Origin of the sequence: Streptomyces sp. NBC_00654 (assembly GCF_026341775.1) — a bacterium.
Lineage (GTDB): Bacteria > Actinomycetota > Actinomycetes > Streptomycetales > Streptomycetaceae > Streptomyces.
This window is the reverse complement of record NZ_JAPEOB010000002.1, coordinates 1,186,493-1,203,596: the sequence shown is the minus strand read 5'-3', so window position 1 is coordinate 1,203,596 and position 17,104 is coordinate 1,186,493. Positions and strand designations below refer to the sequence as shown.

The 17,104-nt window shown below is 64.6% G+C and carries 12 protein-coding genes, 3 rRNA genes and 1 riboswitch; of the genes, 13 read left to right on the top strand and 2 right to left on the bottom strand.

Going from position 1 to position 17,104, the window contains the following annotated elements; translation table 11 throughout:
• Positions 1 to 31: 31 nt before the first annotated feature.
• A complete protein-coding gene (locus OHA98_RS25635) occupies positions 32 to 481 on the bottom strand; it encodes a PTS glucose transporter subunit IIA (protein ID WP_266929088.1) in 450 nt (149 codons plus the stop codon).
• A gap of 691 nt (positions 482 to 1,172) precedes the next feature.
• Here OHA98_RS25635 and OHA98_RS25630 point away from each other — a divergent pair.
• From OHA98_RS25630 to OHA98_RS25570, 13 genes are all read left to right on the top strand, one after another.
• A 16S ribosomal RNA gene (locus OHA98_RS25630) occupies positions 1,173 to 2,698 on the top strand.
• Positions 2,699 to 3,005: 307 nt separating this feature from the next.
• Positions 3,006 to 6,131 (top strand): 23S ribosomal RNA (locus OHA98_RS25625).
• A 78-nt stretch (positions 6,132 to 6,209) separates the two neighbouring features.
• Positions 6,210 to 6,326: ribosomal RNA gene (rrf, locus tag OHA98_RS25620) — 5S ribosomal RNA — on the top strand.
• Together the 16S, 23S and 5S rRNA genes form the textbook arrangement of a ribosomal RNA operon.
• 171 nt (positions 6,327 to 6,497) lie before the next feature.
• Positions 6,498 to 7,106 carry a CDP-alcohol phosphatidyltransferase family protein gene (locus tag OHA98_RS25615; protein WP_266929087.1) on the top strand — a complete coding sequence of 203 codons (609 nt, stop codon included), beginning with the start codon at positions 6,498 to 6,500 and terminating at the stop codon, positions 7,104 to 7,106.
• Between the two features lie 111 nt (positions 7,107 to 7,217).
• The gene (locus OHA98_RS25610) at positions 7,218 to 9,713 is read left to right on the top strand and encodes a mannose-1-phosphate guanyltransferase (RefSeq protein WP_266929086.1); all 2,496 of its coding nucleotides are present in this window, start codon (positions 7,218 to 7,220) and stop codon (positions 9,711 to 9,713) included.
• Positions 9,714 to 9,810: 97 nt separating this feature from the next.
• On the top strand, positions 9,811 to 10,731 hold the full coding sequence (locus tag OHA98_RS25605; RefSeq protein ID WP_266929085.1) for a DUF881 domain-containing protein: 921 nt from the start codon (positions 9,811 to 9,813) through the stop codon (positions 10,729 to 10,731).
• Positions 10,728 to 11,060: a small basic family protein gene (locus tag OHA98_RS25600; RefSeq protein WP_003970459.1), complete on the top strand. Its 333-nt coding sequence runs from the start codon at positions 10,728 to 10,730 to the stop codon at positions 11,058 to 11,060. The genes OHA98_RS25605 and OHA98_RS25600 overlap by 4 nt, the downstream gene beginning before the upstream one ends.
• 5 nt (positions 11,061 to 11,065) lie before the next feature.
• Positions 11,066 to 11,866 carry a DUF881 domain-containing protein gene (locus OHA98_RS25595; protein ID WP_266929084.1) on the top strand — a complete coding sequence of 267 codons (801 nt, stop codon included), beginning with the start codon at positions 11,066 to 11,068 and terminating at the stop codon, positions 11,864 to 11,866.
• A 190-nt stretch (positions 11,867 to 12,056) separates the two neighbouring features.
• Positions 12,057 to 12,854, top strand: coding sequence for an FHA domain-containing protein (locus OHA98_RS25590; RefSeq protein WP_266929083.1), 798 nt, complete (start codon positions 12,057 to 12,059; stop codon positions 12,852 to 12,854).
• Positions 12,855 to 12,895: 41 nt separating this feature from the next.
• On the top strand, positions 12,896 to 13,639 hold the full coding sequence (locus tag OHA98_RS25585) for a MerR family transcriptional regulator (protein ID WP_266929082.1): 744 nt from the start codon (positions 12,896 to 12,898) through the stop codon (positions 13,637 to 13,639).
• A 53-nt stretch (positions 13,640 to 13,692) separates the two neighbouring features.
• Positions 13,693 to 14,166, top strand: a complete 474-nt coding sequence (locus OHA98_RS25580; RefSeq protein ID WP_006123076.1) for a bifunctional nuclease family protein — start codon at positions 13,693 to 13,695, stop codon at positions 14,164 to 14,166.
• Positions 14,167 to 14,334: 168 nt separating this feature from the next.
• On the top strand, positions 14,335 to 14,952 hold the full coding sequence (locus OHA98_RS25575) for a MerR family transcriptional regulator (protein WP_266929081.1): 618 nt from the start codon (positions 14,335 to 14,337) through the stop codon (positions 14,950 to 14,952).
• Positions 14,953 to 15,064: 112 nt separating this feature from the next.
• On the top strand, positions 15,065 to 16,549 hold the full coding sequence (locus tag OHA98_RS25570) for a DNA polymerase IV (protein ID WP_266929080.1): 1,485 nt from the start codon (positions 15,065 to 15,067) through the stop codon (positions 16,547 to 16,549).
• On the opposite strand, the gene OHA98_RS25565 is transcribed toward OHA98_RS25570, so the two are convergent.
• A complete protein-coding gene (locus OHA98_RS25565; protein WP_266929079.1) occupies positions 16,471 to 16,842 on the bottom strand; it encodes a PRC-barrel domain-containing protein in 372 nt (123 codons plus the stop codon). The two genes, OHA98_RS25570 and OHA98_RS25565, sit on opposite strands and share 79 nt — an antisense overlap.
• Positions 16,843 to 16,974: 132 nt before the next feature.
• Positions 16,975 to 17,072, top strand: a riboswitch (glycine riboswitch).
• Positions 17,073 to 17,104 lie beyond the last annotated feature (32 nt).

Sequence of the window (17,104 nt, the reverse complement as noted above, 5' to 3'; positions counted from 1 at the left end):
TGTCCGACTGGCCGTTACCGCGCCGAGCGCGTCACTGCCAGCTGAACAGCGTGTCGCCGACCTTCACGTCGCCGTCCTCGCGGACGTCGGAGAGGGAGTCGGCCGTGGCTTCGAGCGCGACGATCGGGCAGATGGCTGACTTGCCGGCGGCCTCGACGCCGGCCGGGTCCCAGCGCACGATGCCCTGGCCGCGCGTCACGGTGTCGCCCTTGTTCACGAGGAGCTCGAAGCCCTCGCCGTTGAGCTGGACGGTGTCGATCCCGAGGTGCGTCAGTACACCGTGCCCCTGCTCGTCCACGACGACGAACGCGTGCGGGTGGAGGGAGACAACGATGCCGTCTACCGGCGAAACGGCCTCGGACGGCTCACGCACGGGGTCGATGGCGGTTCCGGGACCCACCATCGCGCCGGAGAAGACCGGGTCGGGCACCGCGGTGAGTCCGATGGCGCGTCCGACAAGAGGGGACGTCACGTTGGTCATGGGGAGCCTCCCAGGGGTGGAGATTCATGTGGTCGCCGCCGCGGCTGATGAGGGACGGCGTACTGCTCAGCAGCGTAAGTCATATGAAGTCCCGGTTCCGCCCGAGACCTACCGTTTGGCGGACCTAGGGGTGCACCGGAAACGATTTGCCTCACCTAACGGCGGCCTGTACTGTCGTACTCCTGCCTGACCCCAACGCGACATTGAGTCGGGGGTCGGCGGCGACGATCAAGCCCCGACTGTAACCCGGATCTAGCTTCTGCATGTCTGCAGGAGGTTGGTCAAGGGAAAGGGAAAGGCCTGATAGAGTCGGACTCGCCGGAAAGGGAAACGCGAAAGCGAAGAACTGGAAAGCGAAAAAAGTTTGACCCGCTTCGACCGGGAATCGGACACGAAAGAGTCTGATAGAGTCGGAAACGCAAGAACGAAGGGAAGCGCCCGGAGGGCCCCGGTGAAACGGGACCGAAGGAAGCGTCCGTTCCTTGAGAACTCAACAGCGTGCCAAAAGTCAACGCCAGATATGTTGATACCCCGGCCTGCTTCGGCAGGTTGGTGGTTCCTTTGAAAGTCCTGCTTTCGAATCCCTGGTGGTTCGGGCAGGCAATTACACAGCGAGGACGCTGTGAACGACGGGTCTTATTCCGACCGGTCGTTCCGCTCTCGTGATGTGTGTCCCGATTACGGGAAAACATTCACGGAGAGTTTGATCCTGGCTCAGGACGAACGCTGGCGGCGTGCTTAACACATGCAAGTCGAACGATGAAGCCCTTCGGGGTGGATTAGTGGCGAACGGGTGAGTAACACGTGGGCAATCTGCCCTTCACTCTGGGACAAGCCCTGGAAACGGGGTCTAATACCGGATAACACTCCTGCCTGCATGGGTGGGGGTTAAAAGCTCCGGCGGTGAAGGATGAGCCCGCGGCCTATCAGCTTGTTGGTGGGGTAATGGCCTACCAAGGCGACGACGGGTAGCCGGCCTGAGAGGGCGACCGGCCACACTGGGACTGAGACACGGCCCAGACTCCTACGGGAGGCAGCAGTGGGGAATATTGCACAATGGGCGAAAGCCTGATGCAGCGACGCCGCGTGAGGGATGACGGCCTTCGGGTTGTAAACCTCTTTCAGCAGGGAAGAAGCGAGAGTGACGGTACCTGCAGAAGAAGCGCCGGCTAACTACGTGCCAGCAGCCGCGGTAATACGTAGGGCGCAAGCGTTGTCCGGAATTATTGGGCGTAAAGAGCTCGTAGGCGGCTTGTCACGTCGGATGTGAAAGCCCGGGGCTTAACCCCGGGTCTGCATTCGATACGGGCTAGCTAGAGTGTGGTAGGGGAGATCGGAATTCCTGGTGTAGCGGTGAAATGCGCAGATATCAGGAGGAACACCGGTGGCGAAGGCGGATCTCTGGGCCATTACTGACGCTGAGGAGCGAAAGCGTGGGGAGCGAACAGGATTAGATACCCTGGTAGTCCACGCCGTAAACGTTGGGAACTAGGTGTTGGCGACATTCCACGTCGTCGGTGCCGCAGCTAACGCATTAAGTTCCCCGCCTGGGGAGTACGGCCGCAAGGCTAAAACTCAAAGGAATTGACGGGGGCCCGCACAAGCAGCGGAGCATGTGGCTTAATTCGACGCAACGCGAAGAACCTTACCAAGGCTTGACATATACCGGAAAGCATCAGAGATGGTGCCCCCCTTGTGGTCGGTATACAGGTGGTGCATGGCTGTCGTCAGCTCGTGTCGTGAGATGTTGGGTTAAGTCCCGCAACGAGCGCAACCCTTGTTCTGTGTTGCCAGCATGCCCTTCGGGGTGATGGGGACTCACAGGAGACTGCCGGGGTCAACTCGGAGGAAGGTGGGGACGACGTCAAGTCATCATGCCCCTTATGTCTTGGGCTGCACACGTGCTACAATGGCCGGTACAATGAGCTGCGATGCCGCGAGGCGGAGCGAATCTCAAAAAGCCGGTCTCAGTTCGGATTGGGGTCTGCAACTCGACCCCATGAAGTCGGAGTTGCTAGTAATCGCAGATCAGCATTGCTGCGGTGAATACGTTCCCGGGCCTTGTACACACCGCCCGTCACGTCACGAAAGTCGGTAACACCCGAAGCCGGTGGCCCAACCCCTTGTGGGAGGGAGCTGTCGAAGGTGGGACTGGCGATTGGGACGAAGTCGTAACAAGGTAGCCGTACCGGAAGGTGCGGCTGGATCACCTCCTTTCTAAGGAGCATTTCTTACCGGGCCTTTTGGTCTGGTCAGAGGCCAGTACACCGGCGAATGTTCGGTGCTGGTTGCTCATGGGTGGAACGTTGACTACTCGGCACGACAGGTTGTTTTTCACTAGTACTGCTTCGGCGTGGAACGTGGGGAGGGATCGGTCGGGTCGGGCACGCTGTTGGGTATCTGAGGGTACGGACTCGTTTGAGTCTGTCCTTCGGTTGCCGGCCCCAGTGCACTCACCTGTATGGGTGGGGTGATGGGTGGCTGGTCGTTGTTTGAGAACTGCACAGTGGACGCGAGCATCTGTGGCCAAGTTTTTAAGGGCGCACGGTGGATGCCTTGGCACCAGGAACCGATGAAGGACGTGGGAGGCCACGATAGTCCCCGGGGAGCTGTCAACCAAGCTTTGATCCGGGGGTTTCCGAATGGGGAAACCCGGCAGTCGTCATGGGCTGTCACCCGCTGCTGAACACATAGGCAGTGTGGAGGGAACGAGGGGAAGTGAAACATCTCAGTACCCTCAGGAAGAGAAAACAACCGTGATTCCGGGAGTAGTGGCGAGCGAAACTGGATGAGGCCAAACCGTATGCGTGTGATACCCGGCAGGGGTTGCGCATGCGGGGTTGTGGGATCTCTTTTTCACGGTCTGCCGGCTGTGAGACGAGTCAGAAACCGTTGATGTAGGCGAAGGACATGCGAAAGGTCCGGCGTAGAGGGTAAGACCCCCGTAGCTGAAACATTAACGGCTCGTTTAAGAGACACCCAAGTAGCACGGGGCCCGAGAAATCCCGTGTGAATCTGGCGGGACCACCCGCTAAGCCTAAATATTCCCTGGTGACCGATAGCGGATAGTACCGTGAGGGAATGGTGAAAAGTACCGCGGGAGCGGAGTGAAATAGTACCTGAAACCGTGTGCCTACAAGCCGTGGGAGCGTCGCTGTATGTGCTTGCACATGCAGTCGTGACTGCGTGCCTTTTGAAGAATGAGCCTGCGAGTTTGCGGTGTGTTGCGAGGTTAACCCGTGTGGGGAAGCCGTAGCGAAAGCGAGTCCGAATAGGGCGATTTAGTAGCGCGCTCAAGACCCGAAGCGGAGTGATCTAGCCATGGGCAGGTTGAAGCGGAGGTAAGACTTCGTGGAGGACCGAACCCACCAGGGTTGAAAACCTGGGGGATGACCTGTGGTTAGGGGTGAAAGGCCAATCAAACTCCGTGATAGCTGGTTCTCCCCGAAATGCATTTAGGTGCAGCGTCGTGTGTTTCTTGCCGGAGGTAGAGCACTGGATAGGCGATGGGCCCTACCGGGTTACTGACCTTAGCCAAACTCCGAATGCCGGTAAGTGAGAGCACGGCAGTGAGACTGTGGGGGATAAGCTCCATGGTCGAGAGGGAAACAGCCCAGAGCATCGACTAAGGCCCCTAAGCGTACGCTAAGTGGGAAAGGATGTGGAGTCGCAGAGACAACCAGGAGGTTGGCTTAGAAGCAGCCACCCTTGAAAGAGTGCGTAATAGCTCACTGGTCAAGTGATTCCGCGCCGACAATGTAGCGGGGCTCAAGCGTACCGCCGAAGTCGTGTCATTCGTACATATATCCCCAACGGGAGTACGGATGGGTAGGGGAGCGTCGTGTGCCGGGTGAAGCAGCCGCGGAAGCGAGTTGTGGACGGTTCACGAGTGAGAATGCAGGCATGAGTAGCGATACACACGTGAGAAACGTGTGCGCCGATTGACTAAGGGTTCCTGGGTCAAGCTGATCTGCCCAGGGTAAGTCGGGACCTAAGGCGAGGCCGACAGGCGTAGTCGATGGACAACCGGTTGATATTCCGGTACCCGCTTTGAAACGCCCAGTACTGAATCAGGCGATGCTAAGTCCGTGAAGCCGGCCCGATCTCTTCGGAGTTGAGGGTAGTGGTGGAGCCGATGAACCAGACTTGTAGTAGGTAAGCGATGGGGTGACGCAGGAAGGTAGTCCAGCCCGGGCGGTGGTTGTCCCGGGGTAAGGGTGTAGCCCGTGTGGTAGGCAAATCCGTCACACGTATAAGGGTGAGACCTGATGCCGAGCCGATTGTGGTGAAGTGGATGATCCTATGCTGTCGAGAAAAGCCTCTAGCGAGTTTCATGGCGGCCCGTACCCTAAACCGACTCAGGTGGTCAGGTAGAGAATACCGAGGCGTTCGGGTGAACTATGGTTAAGGAACTCGGCAAAATGCCCCCGTAACTTCGGGAGAAGGGGGGCCATCACTGGTGATCCGATTTACTCGGTGAGCTGGGGGTGGCCGCAGAGACCAGCGAGAAGCGACTGTTTACTAAAAACACAGGTCCGTGCGAAGCCGTAAGGCGATGTATACGGACTGACGCCTGCCCGGTGCTGGAACGTTAAGGGGACCGGTTAGTGCACTTTCGGGTGTGCGAAGCTGAGAACTTAAGCGCCAGTAAACGGCGGTGGTAACTATAACCATCCTAAGGTAGCGAAATTCCTTGTCGGGTAAGTTCCGACCTGCACGAATGGCGTAACGACTTCTCGACTGTCTCAACCATAGGCCCGGTGAAATTGCACTACGAGTAAAGATGCTCGTTTCGCGCAGCAGGACGGAAAGACCCCGGGACCTTTACTATAGTTTGATATTGGTGTTCGGTTCGGCTTGTGTAGGATAGGTGGGAGACTTTGAAGCGGCCACGCCAGTGGTTGTGGAGTCGTCGTTGAAATACCACTCTGGTCGTGCTGGATGTCTAACCTGGGTCCGTGATCCGGATCAGGGACAGTGTCTGATGGGTAGTTTAACTGGGGCGGTTGCCTCCTAAAGAGTAACGGAGGCGCCCAAAGGTTCCCTCAGCCTGGTTGGCAATCAGGTGTTGAGTGTAAGTGCACAAGGGAGCTTGACTGTGAGACCGACGGGTCGAGCAGGGACGAAAGTCGGGACTAGTGATCCGGCAGTGGCTTGTGGAAGCGCTGTCGCTCAACGGATAAAAGGTACCCCGGGGATAACAGGCTGATCTTCCCCAAGAGTCCATATCGACGGGATGGTTTGGCACCTCGATGTCGGCTCGTCGCATCCTGGGGCTGGAGTCGGTCCCAAGGGTTGGGCTGTTCGCCCATTAAAGCGGTACGCGAGCTGGGTTTAGAACGTCGTGAGACAGTTCGGTCCCTATCCGCTGTGCGCGTAGGAATATTGAGAAGGGCTGTCCCTAGTACGAGAGGACCGGGACGGACGAACCTCTGGTGTGCCAGTTGTCCTGCCAAGGGCATGGCTGGTTGGCTACGTTCGGAAAGGATAACCGCTGAAAGCATCTAAGCGGGAAGCCTGCTTCGAGATGAGTATTCCCACCCTCTTGAAGGGTTAAGGCTCCCAGTAGACGACTGGGTTGATAGGCCAGATGTGGAAGCCCGGTAACGGGTGGAGCTGACTGGTACTAATAGGCCGAGGGCTTGTCCTCAGTTGCTCGCGTCCACTGTGTTAGTTCTGAAATAACGAACGGCCGTGTGTGTTCCGGTGTTGGTTAATTTCATAGTGTTTCGGTGGTCATTGCGTTAGGGAAACGCCCGGTTACATTCCGAACCCGGAAGCTAAGCCTTTCAGCGCCGATGGTACTGCAGGGGGGACCCTGTGGGAGAGTAGGACGCCGCCGAACAATTTTTCCGGGAAAGCCCCGTGCCTTGTGGCACGGGGCTTTTCTGCGTTCTGAACGTCTCGGAATTATGGAGCCGCGCTTGCTCCCCATCCACCCCTGTGCACCCGCCGGCGGTCGCTGCGGGTAAGGTCAGGGGGCATCATTGGCACGTTCTTCACAGGAGGCCCCCGGGTGGAGGTCCAGGAGACTCGGGTTCAGACGGACCGGGTCCTCACCATCCCCAACATCCTCAGCATGGCTCGCCTCGTCGGCGTACCGCTCTTCCTGTGGCTGATTCTCCGCCCCGTGTTCGGCGGGCCCACCAGCGACGGCTGGGCGTTGCTGGTGCTCATGCTCAGCGGTATCAGCGACTACCTCGACGGAAAGCTCGCGCGCCGGTGGAACCAGATCAGCAGCCTCGGGCGGCTCCTGGACCCGGCCGCCGACCGGCTCTACATCCTTTCCACCCTTGTCGGGCTCACTTGGCGTGAGATCCTGCCACTGTGGCTGACCGCCGCGCTTCTCGCCCGAGAACTGATGTTGCTCGTGATGGTCGGAATCCTGCGAAGGCACGGCTATCCGCCGCCCCAGGTGAACTTCCTCGGGAAAGCTGCAACATTCAACCTGATGTATGCGTTCCCCTTGTTGCTGCTCAGTGACGGAAGTGGTTGGCTGGCAACGCTGGCCGCCGTTTTCGGATGGGCGTTCGCAGGATGGGGTACAACGCTCTATTGGTGGGCAGGGATCCTCTACGTGGTTCAGGTCCGCCGGCTCGTCAAGGCGGATGCAGTAGCCGATTGAGCTCGTTGATGCGGTGCCGCGCAGTGTGGCCGGCCCGCGGCTGATGTCTTGGATGCTGCCCCGGCGGGCAAGTCGGCTAGCCGTCGTCTCTTCTAGGAGGACGTTTCCGACATGAAGGCCGTCGTGATGGCTGGTGGTGAAGGCACTCGCCTTCGCCCCATGACCTCGAGCATGCCCAAACCGCTCCTGCCCGTAGCCAATCGGCCGATCATGGAGCATGTGCTGCGGCTGCTCAAGCGGCATGGGCTCAATGAGACCGTCGTAACCGTCCAGTTCCTCGCCTCTCTCGTCAAGAACTACTTCGGCGACGGCGAAGAACTCGGAATGGAGCTCACCTACGCCAACGAGGAGAAGCCGCTCGGCACCGCGGGGAGTGTCAAGAACGCCGAGGAAGCGCTCAAGGACGACACCTTCCTCGTCATTTCCGGTGACGCGCTCACGGACTTCGACCTGACCGATCTCATCGCCTTCCACAAGCGGAAGGGCGGACTCGTCACGGTCTGTCTCACGAGGGTCCCCAATCCACTGGAATTCGGGATCACCATCGTGGACGAGGAAGGCCAGGTCGAGCGCTTCCTGGAGAAGCCCACCTGGGGCCAGGTCTTCTCCGACACCGTCAATACGGGCATCTACGTCATGGAGCCCGAGGTCTTCGACTACGTCCAGGCCGACACCTCCGTGGACTGGTCGGGTGATGTCTTCCCGCAGCTCATGAAGGAAGGCAAGCCGATCTACGGCTATATCGCCGAGGGCTACTGGGAGGACGTGGGCACCCACGAGAGCTATGTGAAGGCACAGGCCGACGTTCTGGAGCGCAAGGTCGACGTCGAGCTGGACGGCTTCGAGATCTCGCCCGGCGTGTGGGTGGCCGAGGGCGCGGAGGTCCACCCGGACGCCGTGCTCCGGGGGCCGCTCTACATCGGTGACTACGCCAAGGTCGAGGCGGATGTCGAGATCCGTGAGCACACGGTCGTGGGCTCCAACGTCGTCGTGAAGACGGGAGCCTTCCTGCACAGGGCCGTGGTGCACGACAACGTGTACATCGGCCAGCACAGCAATCTGCGCGGCTGCGTGATCGGAAAGAACACCGACATCATGCGCGCGGCCCGCATCGAGGACGGCGCCGTCATCGGCGACGAGTGTCTGGTCGGTGAGGAATCGATCATTCAGGGCAATGTGCGGGTGTACCCGTTCAAGACCATCGAGGCCGGCGCCTTCGTCAACACCTCGGTGATCTGGGAGTCCCGCGGGCAGGCGCATCTGTTCGGCGCCCGTGGTGTCTCCGGAATCCTGAACGTCGAGATCACTCCCGAACTGGCGGTGCGGCTGGCGGGCGCGTATGCCACGACGCTGAAGAAGGGCTCGACGGTCACCACGGCGCGCGATCACTCCCGTGGTGCCCGTGCGCTGAAGAGAGCGGTCATTTCGGCCCTCCAGGCCAGCGCCATCGACGTCCGGGACCTGGAGAACGTGCCACTGCCCGTGGCCCGTCAGCAGACGGCCAGGGGCAGCGCGGGCGGCATCATGATCCGTACGTCGCCCGGGGTGCCCGACTCGGTGGACATCATGTTCTTCGACGAACGCGGCGCGGATCTGTCGCAAGCGCGTCAGCGGAAACTGGACCGGGTCTATGCGCGCCAGGAGTACCGAAGGGCCTTCCCCGGTGAGATCGGGGACCTGTACTTCCCCTCCAGCGTCTTCGACTCGTACACCGGCTCCCTGCTGCGTAACGTCGACACCACCGGTATCGCCGAGGCGGGGCTCAAGGTCGTCGTCGATGCCTCCAACGGCAGTGCCGGGCTTGTCCTGCCCAGCCTGCTCGGGCGGCTCGGCGTGGAATCGCTGACCATCAACCCGGGGCTCGACGAGTCGCGGCCGACCGAGTCGGCCGAGTCCCGCAGGGCCGGGCTCGTGCGGCTCGGTGAGATCGTTTCCTCGGCCCGTGCCGCCTTCGGGGTGCGATTCGACCCCGTGGGTGAACGTCTGTCGCTGGTGGACGAGCACGGGCGGATCATCGAGGACGACCGGGCCCTGCTCGTGATGCTCGACCTGGTCGCGGCCGAGCGGCGCAGCGGGCGCGTTGCCCTGCCCGTGACGACCACGCGCGTGGCCGAGCAGGTGGCGGCCTACCACGGCACCCAGGTGGAATGGACGACCACGTCGCCGGACGACCTGACCAGGGTGGGCCGTGAGGACTCCACCATCTTCGGGGGAGACGGGCGCGGCGGCTTCATCGTTCCCGAATTCAGCAGCGTCTTCGACGGCGCGGCCGCCTTTGTCCAGCTCATCGGGCTCGTCGCCCGTACGCAGCTCACGCTCAGCCAGATCGACGCCCGCATTCCGCGTGCCCATGTGCTCCGCCGTGACCTGGCGACCCCGTGGGCGGTCAAGGGACTCGTCATGCGGCGTGTGGTCGAGGCGGCCGGGGACCGCAGCGTGGACACCACGGACGGTGTGCGGGTGGTCGAGGCCGACGGCCGGTGGGTGATGGTGCTGCCGGACCGGGCCGAGGCCGTCACGCATCTGTGGGCCGAGGGGCCCGACGACGCCTCCGCGCAGGCCCTGCTCGACGAGTGGTCGGCAGTCGTGGACAGCGCGGGCAGCTGATGTGACGACGGTGCACCGGGAGTTGCCGCGCCAGGGCTCCCGGTGCGCCGGTGGGGCCATTCGGCGGTAGCCGTAGTGACGTGCGACGATGTGCGGCATGTCGCAGCAGCCCCCCGATCGGAGCACCGCCCCGAAGCCAGCCCGCCCCGACGCCTCCATGTCGCTGCTGACCAATGTGATGGACCACAGCCTCGATGACGGATACGCCGAGGCCACGGCACGCCGCGAGGCCGACGGGAGCGCCGGCCTGCCCCGTACGCTCAAGTCGAAGCTCGGTCTGGCGGCCGGGCTGGTGATCGCGGCTCTCGTGGTCACCCTCGGTGCCGCCGAGGCGAGGGTGTCGGCGCCGGTCGTGGCCAAGGAGCGTGAGGAGCTCATCGACCGTATCGACGCGGAGACCACCGCGGCGGACACGCTGGAGTCGGACGTCGAGGAGCTGCGTTCCGACGTGAGCGAGCGCCAGCGCAAGGCGCTCGAACAGCACGGCGGGGACCAGGGCGGGCTCGTGGCACTGCTGTCCGGGGCCACTCCGGTCGAGGGGCCCGGTGTGAAGCTCGTCGTGGACGACGCCAAGGACACGGACCAGGGCGGCGGCGGACCGCGCGAGTCGACCGGCTTCGCCGACACCGGACGGGTGCGCGACCGGGACATGCAGCGCGTTGTCAACGGACTCTGGGAGTCCGGCGCGGAGGCCATCGCCATCAACGGCCAACGGCTGACAGCACTGTCGGCGATCCGCGCGGCGGGCGACGCCATACTGGTCGACAACCGGCCGCTCGTACCGCCCTACACGGTGCTCGCGGTGGGGAATGGCAAGGAGCTCGCCACCGCGTTCCGAGACAGTGCCGACGGGATGTATCTGCACGCGCTGCAGGAGAACTTCGACATCCGGACCAGCATTTCCGGTCAGGAGAAGGTACGGCTTCCGGCCGCGCCGAGCCTGATCGTCCGTACAGCAGAGCCGAAAACCGCCGGCACCGGCAGTGGCACGGCAGAATCAGGGAAGGGCACATCGTGATCGCCGTACTGGGCCTCGTCGTGGGAGTCGTGGTCGGACTGTTGGTCCGGCCCGAGGTACCGGCGGTGGTCGAGCCCTACCTGCCGATCGCCGTGGTGGCCGCGCTCGACGCCGTCTTCGGAGGTCTGCGGGCGATGCTCGACGGTATCTTCGTCGACAAGGTCTTCGTGGTGTCGTTCCTGTCCAATGTCGTCGTGGCCGCACTGATCGTGTTCCTCGGCGACAAACTGGGTGTGGGTGCCCAGCTCTCCACCGGTGTGGTGGTGGTGCTCGGCATCCGGATCTTCTCCAACGCCGCCGCCATCCGCCGGCACGTCTTCCGGGCTTGAGGCCGATGAGTAACGAAGAATCCCCCCGCAGCGAGGAGCGCGCCGGCGACGAGCCGGCCGACGCTCCCACGCCCCCGCCCGCACCGCTCGACGGACGTCGGCGGCTGCTGGCCGGTCTGTGGCCGCCCCGGGTGAGCCGTGCCCAACTCGTTGTCGCGCTCCTGCTGTTCGGCCTCGGTCTGGGGCTGGCCATCCAGGTCCGCTCCAACAGCGAGGACAGCGCCCTGCGCGGAGCACGGCAGGAGGACCTGGTCCGGATCCTCGACGAGGTCGATGACCGGACCCAGCGCCTGGAGGACGAGAAGCAGCGCCTCGACGATCAGCGTACGGAGCTGGAGAACAGCTCCGACCAGGCCGAGGAAGCCCGGAAACAGACGCTGGAGAAGGAGCGGCAGCTCGGTATCCTGGCGGGCACCGTGGCGGCGCACGGCCCCGGCATCACGCTGACGGTCAACGACCCCGGCGGCGGCGTCGCGGCCGACATGCTGCTCGACGCCATCCAGGAGCTGCGTGCGGCCGGTGCCGAGGCGATCGAGGTCAACGGCGTGCGGGTGGTGGCCAATACGTACTTCGCCGGTGACGGCGGTGACATCCAGGTCGACGGCAAGAGGATCGAAGCGCCATATGAGTTCAAGGTGATCGGGAAGCCGCAGGATCTGGAGCCGGCGCTCAACATTCCCGGCGGTGTGGTCCAGACGCTGGAGAAGGAGCAGGCCGCCGCGGTCGTGGCGAGGTCGGACGACATCGTCGTGGATGCCTTGCGGCCGGCGAAGCAGCCTGACTACGCTCGGTCGTCGTCCCAGTGAGCCGTAGGCGTACGAAGGCGGAAGGACGCGGGCCGGAGGTTGCGGGGGGTCGGCGCAACGGATTGGTGGCGCGTGGTGGAAACTGTCGGGTGGATACGGACGTTGTGAAGATGTCCGGGTCGGCAGGTGTGTTCATTCAGGGTTCGTCCTGCCCCACGGGCGGGTCTATGTCGGTCAAGGGGAATCGCCCGTGAAGTTGTTTGCGAAGTTGTTCGGAAAGAGTGCACGCGAGGACAGCAACAGCGCTGCCCGGCACCGTGCACCGCGCCATGGTCAGGACGAGGAGCAGGGCGGGGAGCGTCCGCTCTTCCGTGACGAGGTCTCCGGTTCCGCCGGTGACGCTCAGGGGGGGCCCGGCGTGTCGTCTGTTGACCATGCCGGTGCCGGACGCATAGGTTTCGGCGAACCATCAACCTCAAGTACGGGTGGAGGGTTCAGCCCCGCCCCGGAGGGTGCGTCCATGCCGGTCTGTGCGAGGTGCGGGCACCGCAACGCCGAAGCCAGCCGTTTCTGCTCCAACTGCGGTACGCCGCTGCGGGGCGGTGTCCCCGAGCGCGCCTCGGAGACGACATCGACGATCTCGATCTCCGGTCTTGAGGCGTACGAGGCGGAGGCGACGGGTCAGACCGCGCTGCCTTCCCTCTCGCCCGAGGCACAGGCGGCAGTGGACGCCCTGCCGGGCGGTTCCGCGCTGCTCGTGGTGCGGCGCGGGCCGAATTCGGGCAGCCGCTTCCTGCTGGACGGTGACCTCACCACGGCCGGACGGCACCCGCAGAGCGATATCTTCCTCGACGACGTGACCGTGTCGCGGCGTCATGTGGAGTTCCGCAGGAGCCCGGACGGTAGCTTCACCGTGGGTGATGTCGGCAGCCTCAACGGCACCTATGTCAACCGTGAGCGCATCGATTCCGTCGCGCTGTCCAACGGCGACGAAGTCCAGATCGGTAAGTACCGGCTGGTCTTCTACGCGAGCCAGCGGGGCGTATGACCCTCCCCCGGACTCTGTCCGGGGGATCCTCAGGAAGGCCCATGCTGCGAACACCCACAGGCGGTGCCGGTCACGGCACCGCCTCCGCGGACGCCCGAGCGATGAGCATCGGTACGGTGCTCCTCCAGTTGCGCGACGAGTTCCCCGAAGTCACCATCTCCAAGATTCGTTTCCTGGAGGCCGAGGGCCTCATCGAGCCGCAGCGGACGCCTTCCGGCTACCGGAAGTTCAGTTCCGACGATGTCGAGCGGCTCGCACAGGTGCTCCGTATGCAGCGGGACCACTATCTTCCGCTGAAGGTCATCCGGAGGCATCTCGACGCCCTGGCCCGGGGGGAGCAGCCCGTGCTGCCCACCCCCGGAGGCCAGCGGGACCTCTCCGACGGATTCTGGGACTTCGGCACCGGCGCCGCGACCGCCGCGCGCATCGGGCGCTCCGAGCTGCTCGCGGCGGCCGAGGTGGACGAGGAGCAGCTCGACGAGTGGGAGTCGTACGGGCTGATCGTGGCCATGCCGGAGGGCGGCTACGACGCCGAGACGGTGACCGTGGCGAAACTTGTGGCGGATCTGGGCCGATTCGGTCTGGAACCTCGGCACCTGCGGGCCATGCGGGCCGCAGCGGACCGTGAGGCCGGGCTGATCGAACAGGTGGTCGCGCCCTTGCGCCGGCACCGGAATCCGCAGACCAGAGCCCATGCGGAGGCCACCGCGAAAGAGCTCGCCGAGCTTTCCGTGCGGCTGCACGCGGCCCTTGTCCAGACGGCTCTGCAGGTCCGGCTGCACTGACCTCGAGGGCGCCCGACTACCCAAACATGGCGAGCACGTCCTAGGGTTGCTGTGTGAACGAGCTCGACGTTGTCGGTGTCCGGGTGGAAATGCCCTCAAACCAGCCGATCGTTCTCCTGCGTGAAGTGGGAGGCGACCGGTACCTCCCCATTTGGATCGGTCCTGGGGAGGCGACCGCGATCGCCTTCGCCCAGCAGGGCATGGCTCCGGCCAGGCCGCTGACCCATGATCTTTTCAAGGATGTGCTCGAGGCCGTCGGCCAGGAGCTCACCGAGGTCCGCATCACGGACCTTCGCGAAGGTGTGTTCTACGCGGAGCTCGTCTTCGCCAGCGGGGTCGAGGTGAGTGCACGGCCGTCCGACGCCATAGCGCTCGCCCTGCGGACCGGAACGCCGATCTACGGCAGTGACGGGGTGCTGGACGATGCCGGGATCGCCATCCCCGACGAGCAGGAGGACGAGGTGGAGAAGTTCCGCGAGTTCCTCGACCAGATCTCTCCGGAGGACTTCGGCACCAACAGTCAGTGACCGTCCCGCAGGGGTGTCGTCAGCGCATCCGAAAAGCCTTTCCCGATAGTGAGGCACGGGAAACCACCCTCAGGGTGATTATCACTCGGCGTGCCGAGTGTGGCGATCGTTGACGCACCCCAAGTGACTGCCTACCTTCGAGTGGGCAGGTCAAGGACGGAGGTCGGCGTGAGAATCAGCGGCGACGGTACGGCAGCGGGTGGGCCGTATCCGCAGTACGGCAGTGCGGCCGACCACACCATCAGGCAACCGGTTCAGCCGGCTGCGGTGGCGGCGGACGGCGTGGCAGCAGCGAATGACATCGGCTATCGCGGACCGACGGCGTGCGCGGCGGCGGGGATCACCTACCGCCAGCTCGACTACTGGGCGCGTACGGGGCTGGTGGAGCCGAGCGTGCGTCCGGCCTACGGGTCGGGCACCCAGCGTCTCTACAGCTTCCGGGACGTGGTTCTCCTCAAGATCGTCAAGCGGTTCCTGGACACCGGGGTCGCCCTGCAGAACATCCGCACCACGGTCCAGCATCTGCGGGCCCGGGGGTTCCAGGACCTTGAGCGGATGACGCTCATGAGCGACGGTGCGACGGTCTACGAGTGTTCCTCGCCGGCCGAGGTCGTGGCGCTGCTCCAGGGTGGGCAGGGGGTCTTCGGGATCGCCGTCGGTGTCGTGTGGCGGGATGTGGACGCGGCGCTGTCCCAGCTGCACGGAGAGCGGGTCGACACCGGCGAGACGCTGGTCGGCAACAATCCCACCGACGAACTCGCGCGGCGGCGCAACCGAGCCGGATGACCGGCTGACACCATCGGCGACAGCGTGACGACTGCCCGGCCCCCGAGGGGTGCCGGGCAGTCGCGCTGTCGGTACCGTCGCGTTGTCAGTGCCGTAGGGCAGCATCGGATGTGTGAGAGCCGCGCCCACCATCCTCCATCTGGACATGGATGCCTTCTACGCCTCGGCGGAGCAGGCGTCCAAGCCGAGTCTGCGCGGCAAGCCGGTGGTCGTGGGCGGCCTGGGGCCGCGCGGAGTGGTCGCCACCGCGTCGTACGAGGCCCGGCGGCTGGGCGTGCACTCGGCGATGCCGACGGCGCAGGCCCGGCGGCTGGCACCGAACGCCGCGTATCTCGTGCCGCGCTTCTCGCTGTACCGGACGGTGAGCGACCAGGTGATGGAGCTGCTCGGCAGGCTGTCGCCGCTGGTGGAGCCGCTCAGCCTGGACGAGGCGTTCGTCGATCTGGAGGCGGGCGGCGTAGCCGACGACTCGGTGTCGGCCCGCGCCATGGGTGAGCAGCTGCGGGCAGCCATCCACGCGGTGACCGGGCTCAGCGGATCCGTGGGGCTCGCCGGCTCCAAGATGCTGGCCAAGATCGCCTCGGAGGAGGCCAAGCCGGACGGGCTCCTGCTCATCGAGCCGGGCAGCGAACGGGAGCTGCTGGCGCCCATGCCCGTACGGACCCTGCCGGGCGTCGGCCCCGCCACGGGGGACCACCTCCGCCGGGCCGGGATGACCACCGTCCATGACCTGGCCGAGGCCGGGGAGGCGGAGCTCGTACGGCTGGTGGGCAAGGCGCACGGTGTCTCGCTGCACCGGATGGCGCTGGGTCTGGACGATCGCCCCGTCGTGGCCGAGCGGGACGCCAAGTCCGTATCGGTCGAGGACACCTTCGATGTCGACCTGCACGACCGGGTGCGGGTGCGTGCGGAGGTGGAGCGGCTGGCGGACCGGTGTGTGGAGCGGCTGCGGGCCGCGGGGCGTTCCGGGCGCACGGTGGTCCTCAAGGTGCGCCGGTACGACTTCTCCACCCTGACCCGCTCCGAGACCCTCAGAGGGCCCACGGACGACCCCACAGTGGTCCGGGAGGCCGCGGCGAGACTCCTGGAGGCAGTGGACACCACCGGGGGCGTACGGCTGCTGGGAGTGGGCGTCACGGGGCTCGCCGACTACACCCAGGAGGACCTCTTCGCCCAGGCGGCCGATGCCCGGCACGCGGCCGAGGCGGAAGCGGGGGCCGAAGCCGGACCGGAGGTCCCGCCGGGCCCCGCGGGGGACGGCGAAGCACCGGACACCGTCCCCGCGGGGGAAGCGGAGGGGGAGGGCGCCGAGCTCCTCGCCGCCCGGCGCTGGCCCGCCGGCCATGACGTGCGCCACGGGACGCACGGCCACGGCTGGGTGCAGGGGAGCGGGGTGGGCCGGGTGACGGTCCGCTTCGAGGAGCCGGGCGGCGCACCGGGCCGGGTGCGTACGTTCCGTACCGACGACCCGGAGCTGCGGCCGGCCGACCCGCTGCCCCTGGTGCGCGACCCCGTGGACTACTCCTCCTGGCCCGCCAGCCTGCCGAAGTTCCGGTCCGGTCCGGTCTCCCCCGGGGGCGCGGAGTCCAGCCCGTAATGGCGGTAGAGCTGCAGTTCCTGCTCCGGGCTGAGGTGGCGGCCGACCCCGAAGTCCGGCGCGTCCTTGATCAACGCGCGGTCGAACGGGATCCGCAGCGAATCCTCGACGAATTCGCTCGGTTCGAGGGGGACGAAAGCGTCCCGGCTGAAGAGGCCGGTGCGTACGGCCGCCCACTCCGGGACACCCGTCGCATCATCGAGATAGACCTCGTCCACCGTTCCGATCCTGGTGCCCCTGCGGTCGAATGCCTTGCGGCCGATCAGGCTGCGCGGATCGATGTCGGTCTGCACGGTGCCTCCCACTGGTCGCAACTGCCTGGGTGGTGGTGACTACTCCACAAGCACTACAAAAGTGCAGATCCCGGGTGTCGGCCACTTGAGCAATCCGGAGCGAACCCCGCTGGTAGGCTGGCATATGGCTGCTGACCCCGTGCGGGAGAGTCCTCCGGTGCAGAATCCGGAGGCGCCGAAGGAGCAAATCCTCCCCGGAATCTCTCAGGCCCCCGTACCGCACGGACGAGGTCACTCTGGAAAGCAGGGCGGGTTCCGTTCC

Coding starts and splice junctions, on each gene's coding strand:
- OHA98_RS25635 (WP_266929088.1), bottom strand. CDS start 481: ATGACCAACGTGACGTCCCCTCTTGTCGGACGCGCCATCGGACTCACC.
- OHA98_RS25610 (WP_266929086.1), top strand. CDS start 7,218: ATGAAGGCCGTCGTGATGGCTGGTGGTGAAGGCACTCGCCTTCGCCCC.
- OHA98_RS25605 (WP_266929085.1), top strand. CDS start 9,811: ATGTCGCAGCAGCCCCCCGATCGGAGCACCGCCCCGAAGCCAGCCCGC.
- OHA98_RS25595 (WP_266929084.1), top strand. CDS start 11,066: ATGAGTAACGAAGAATCCCCCCGCAGCGAGGAGCGCGCCGGCGACGAG.
- OHA98_RS25585 (WP_266929082.1), top strand. CDS start 12,896: ATGCTGCGAACACCCACAGGCGGTGCCGGTCACGGCACCGCCTCCGCG.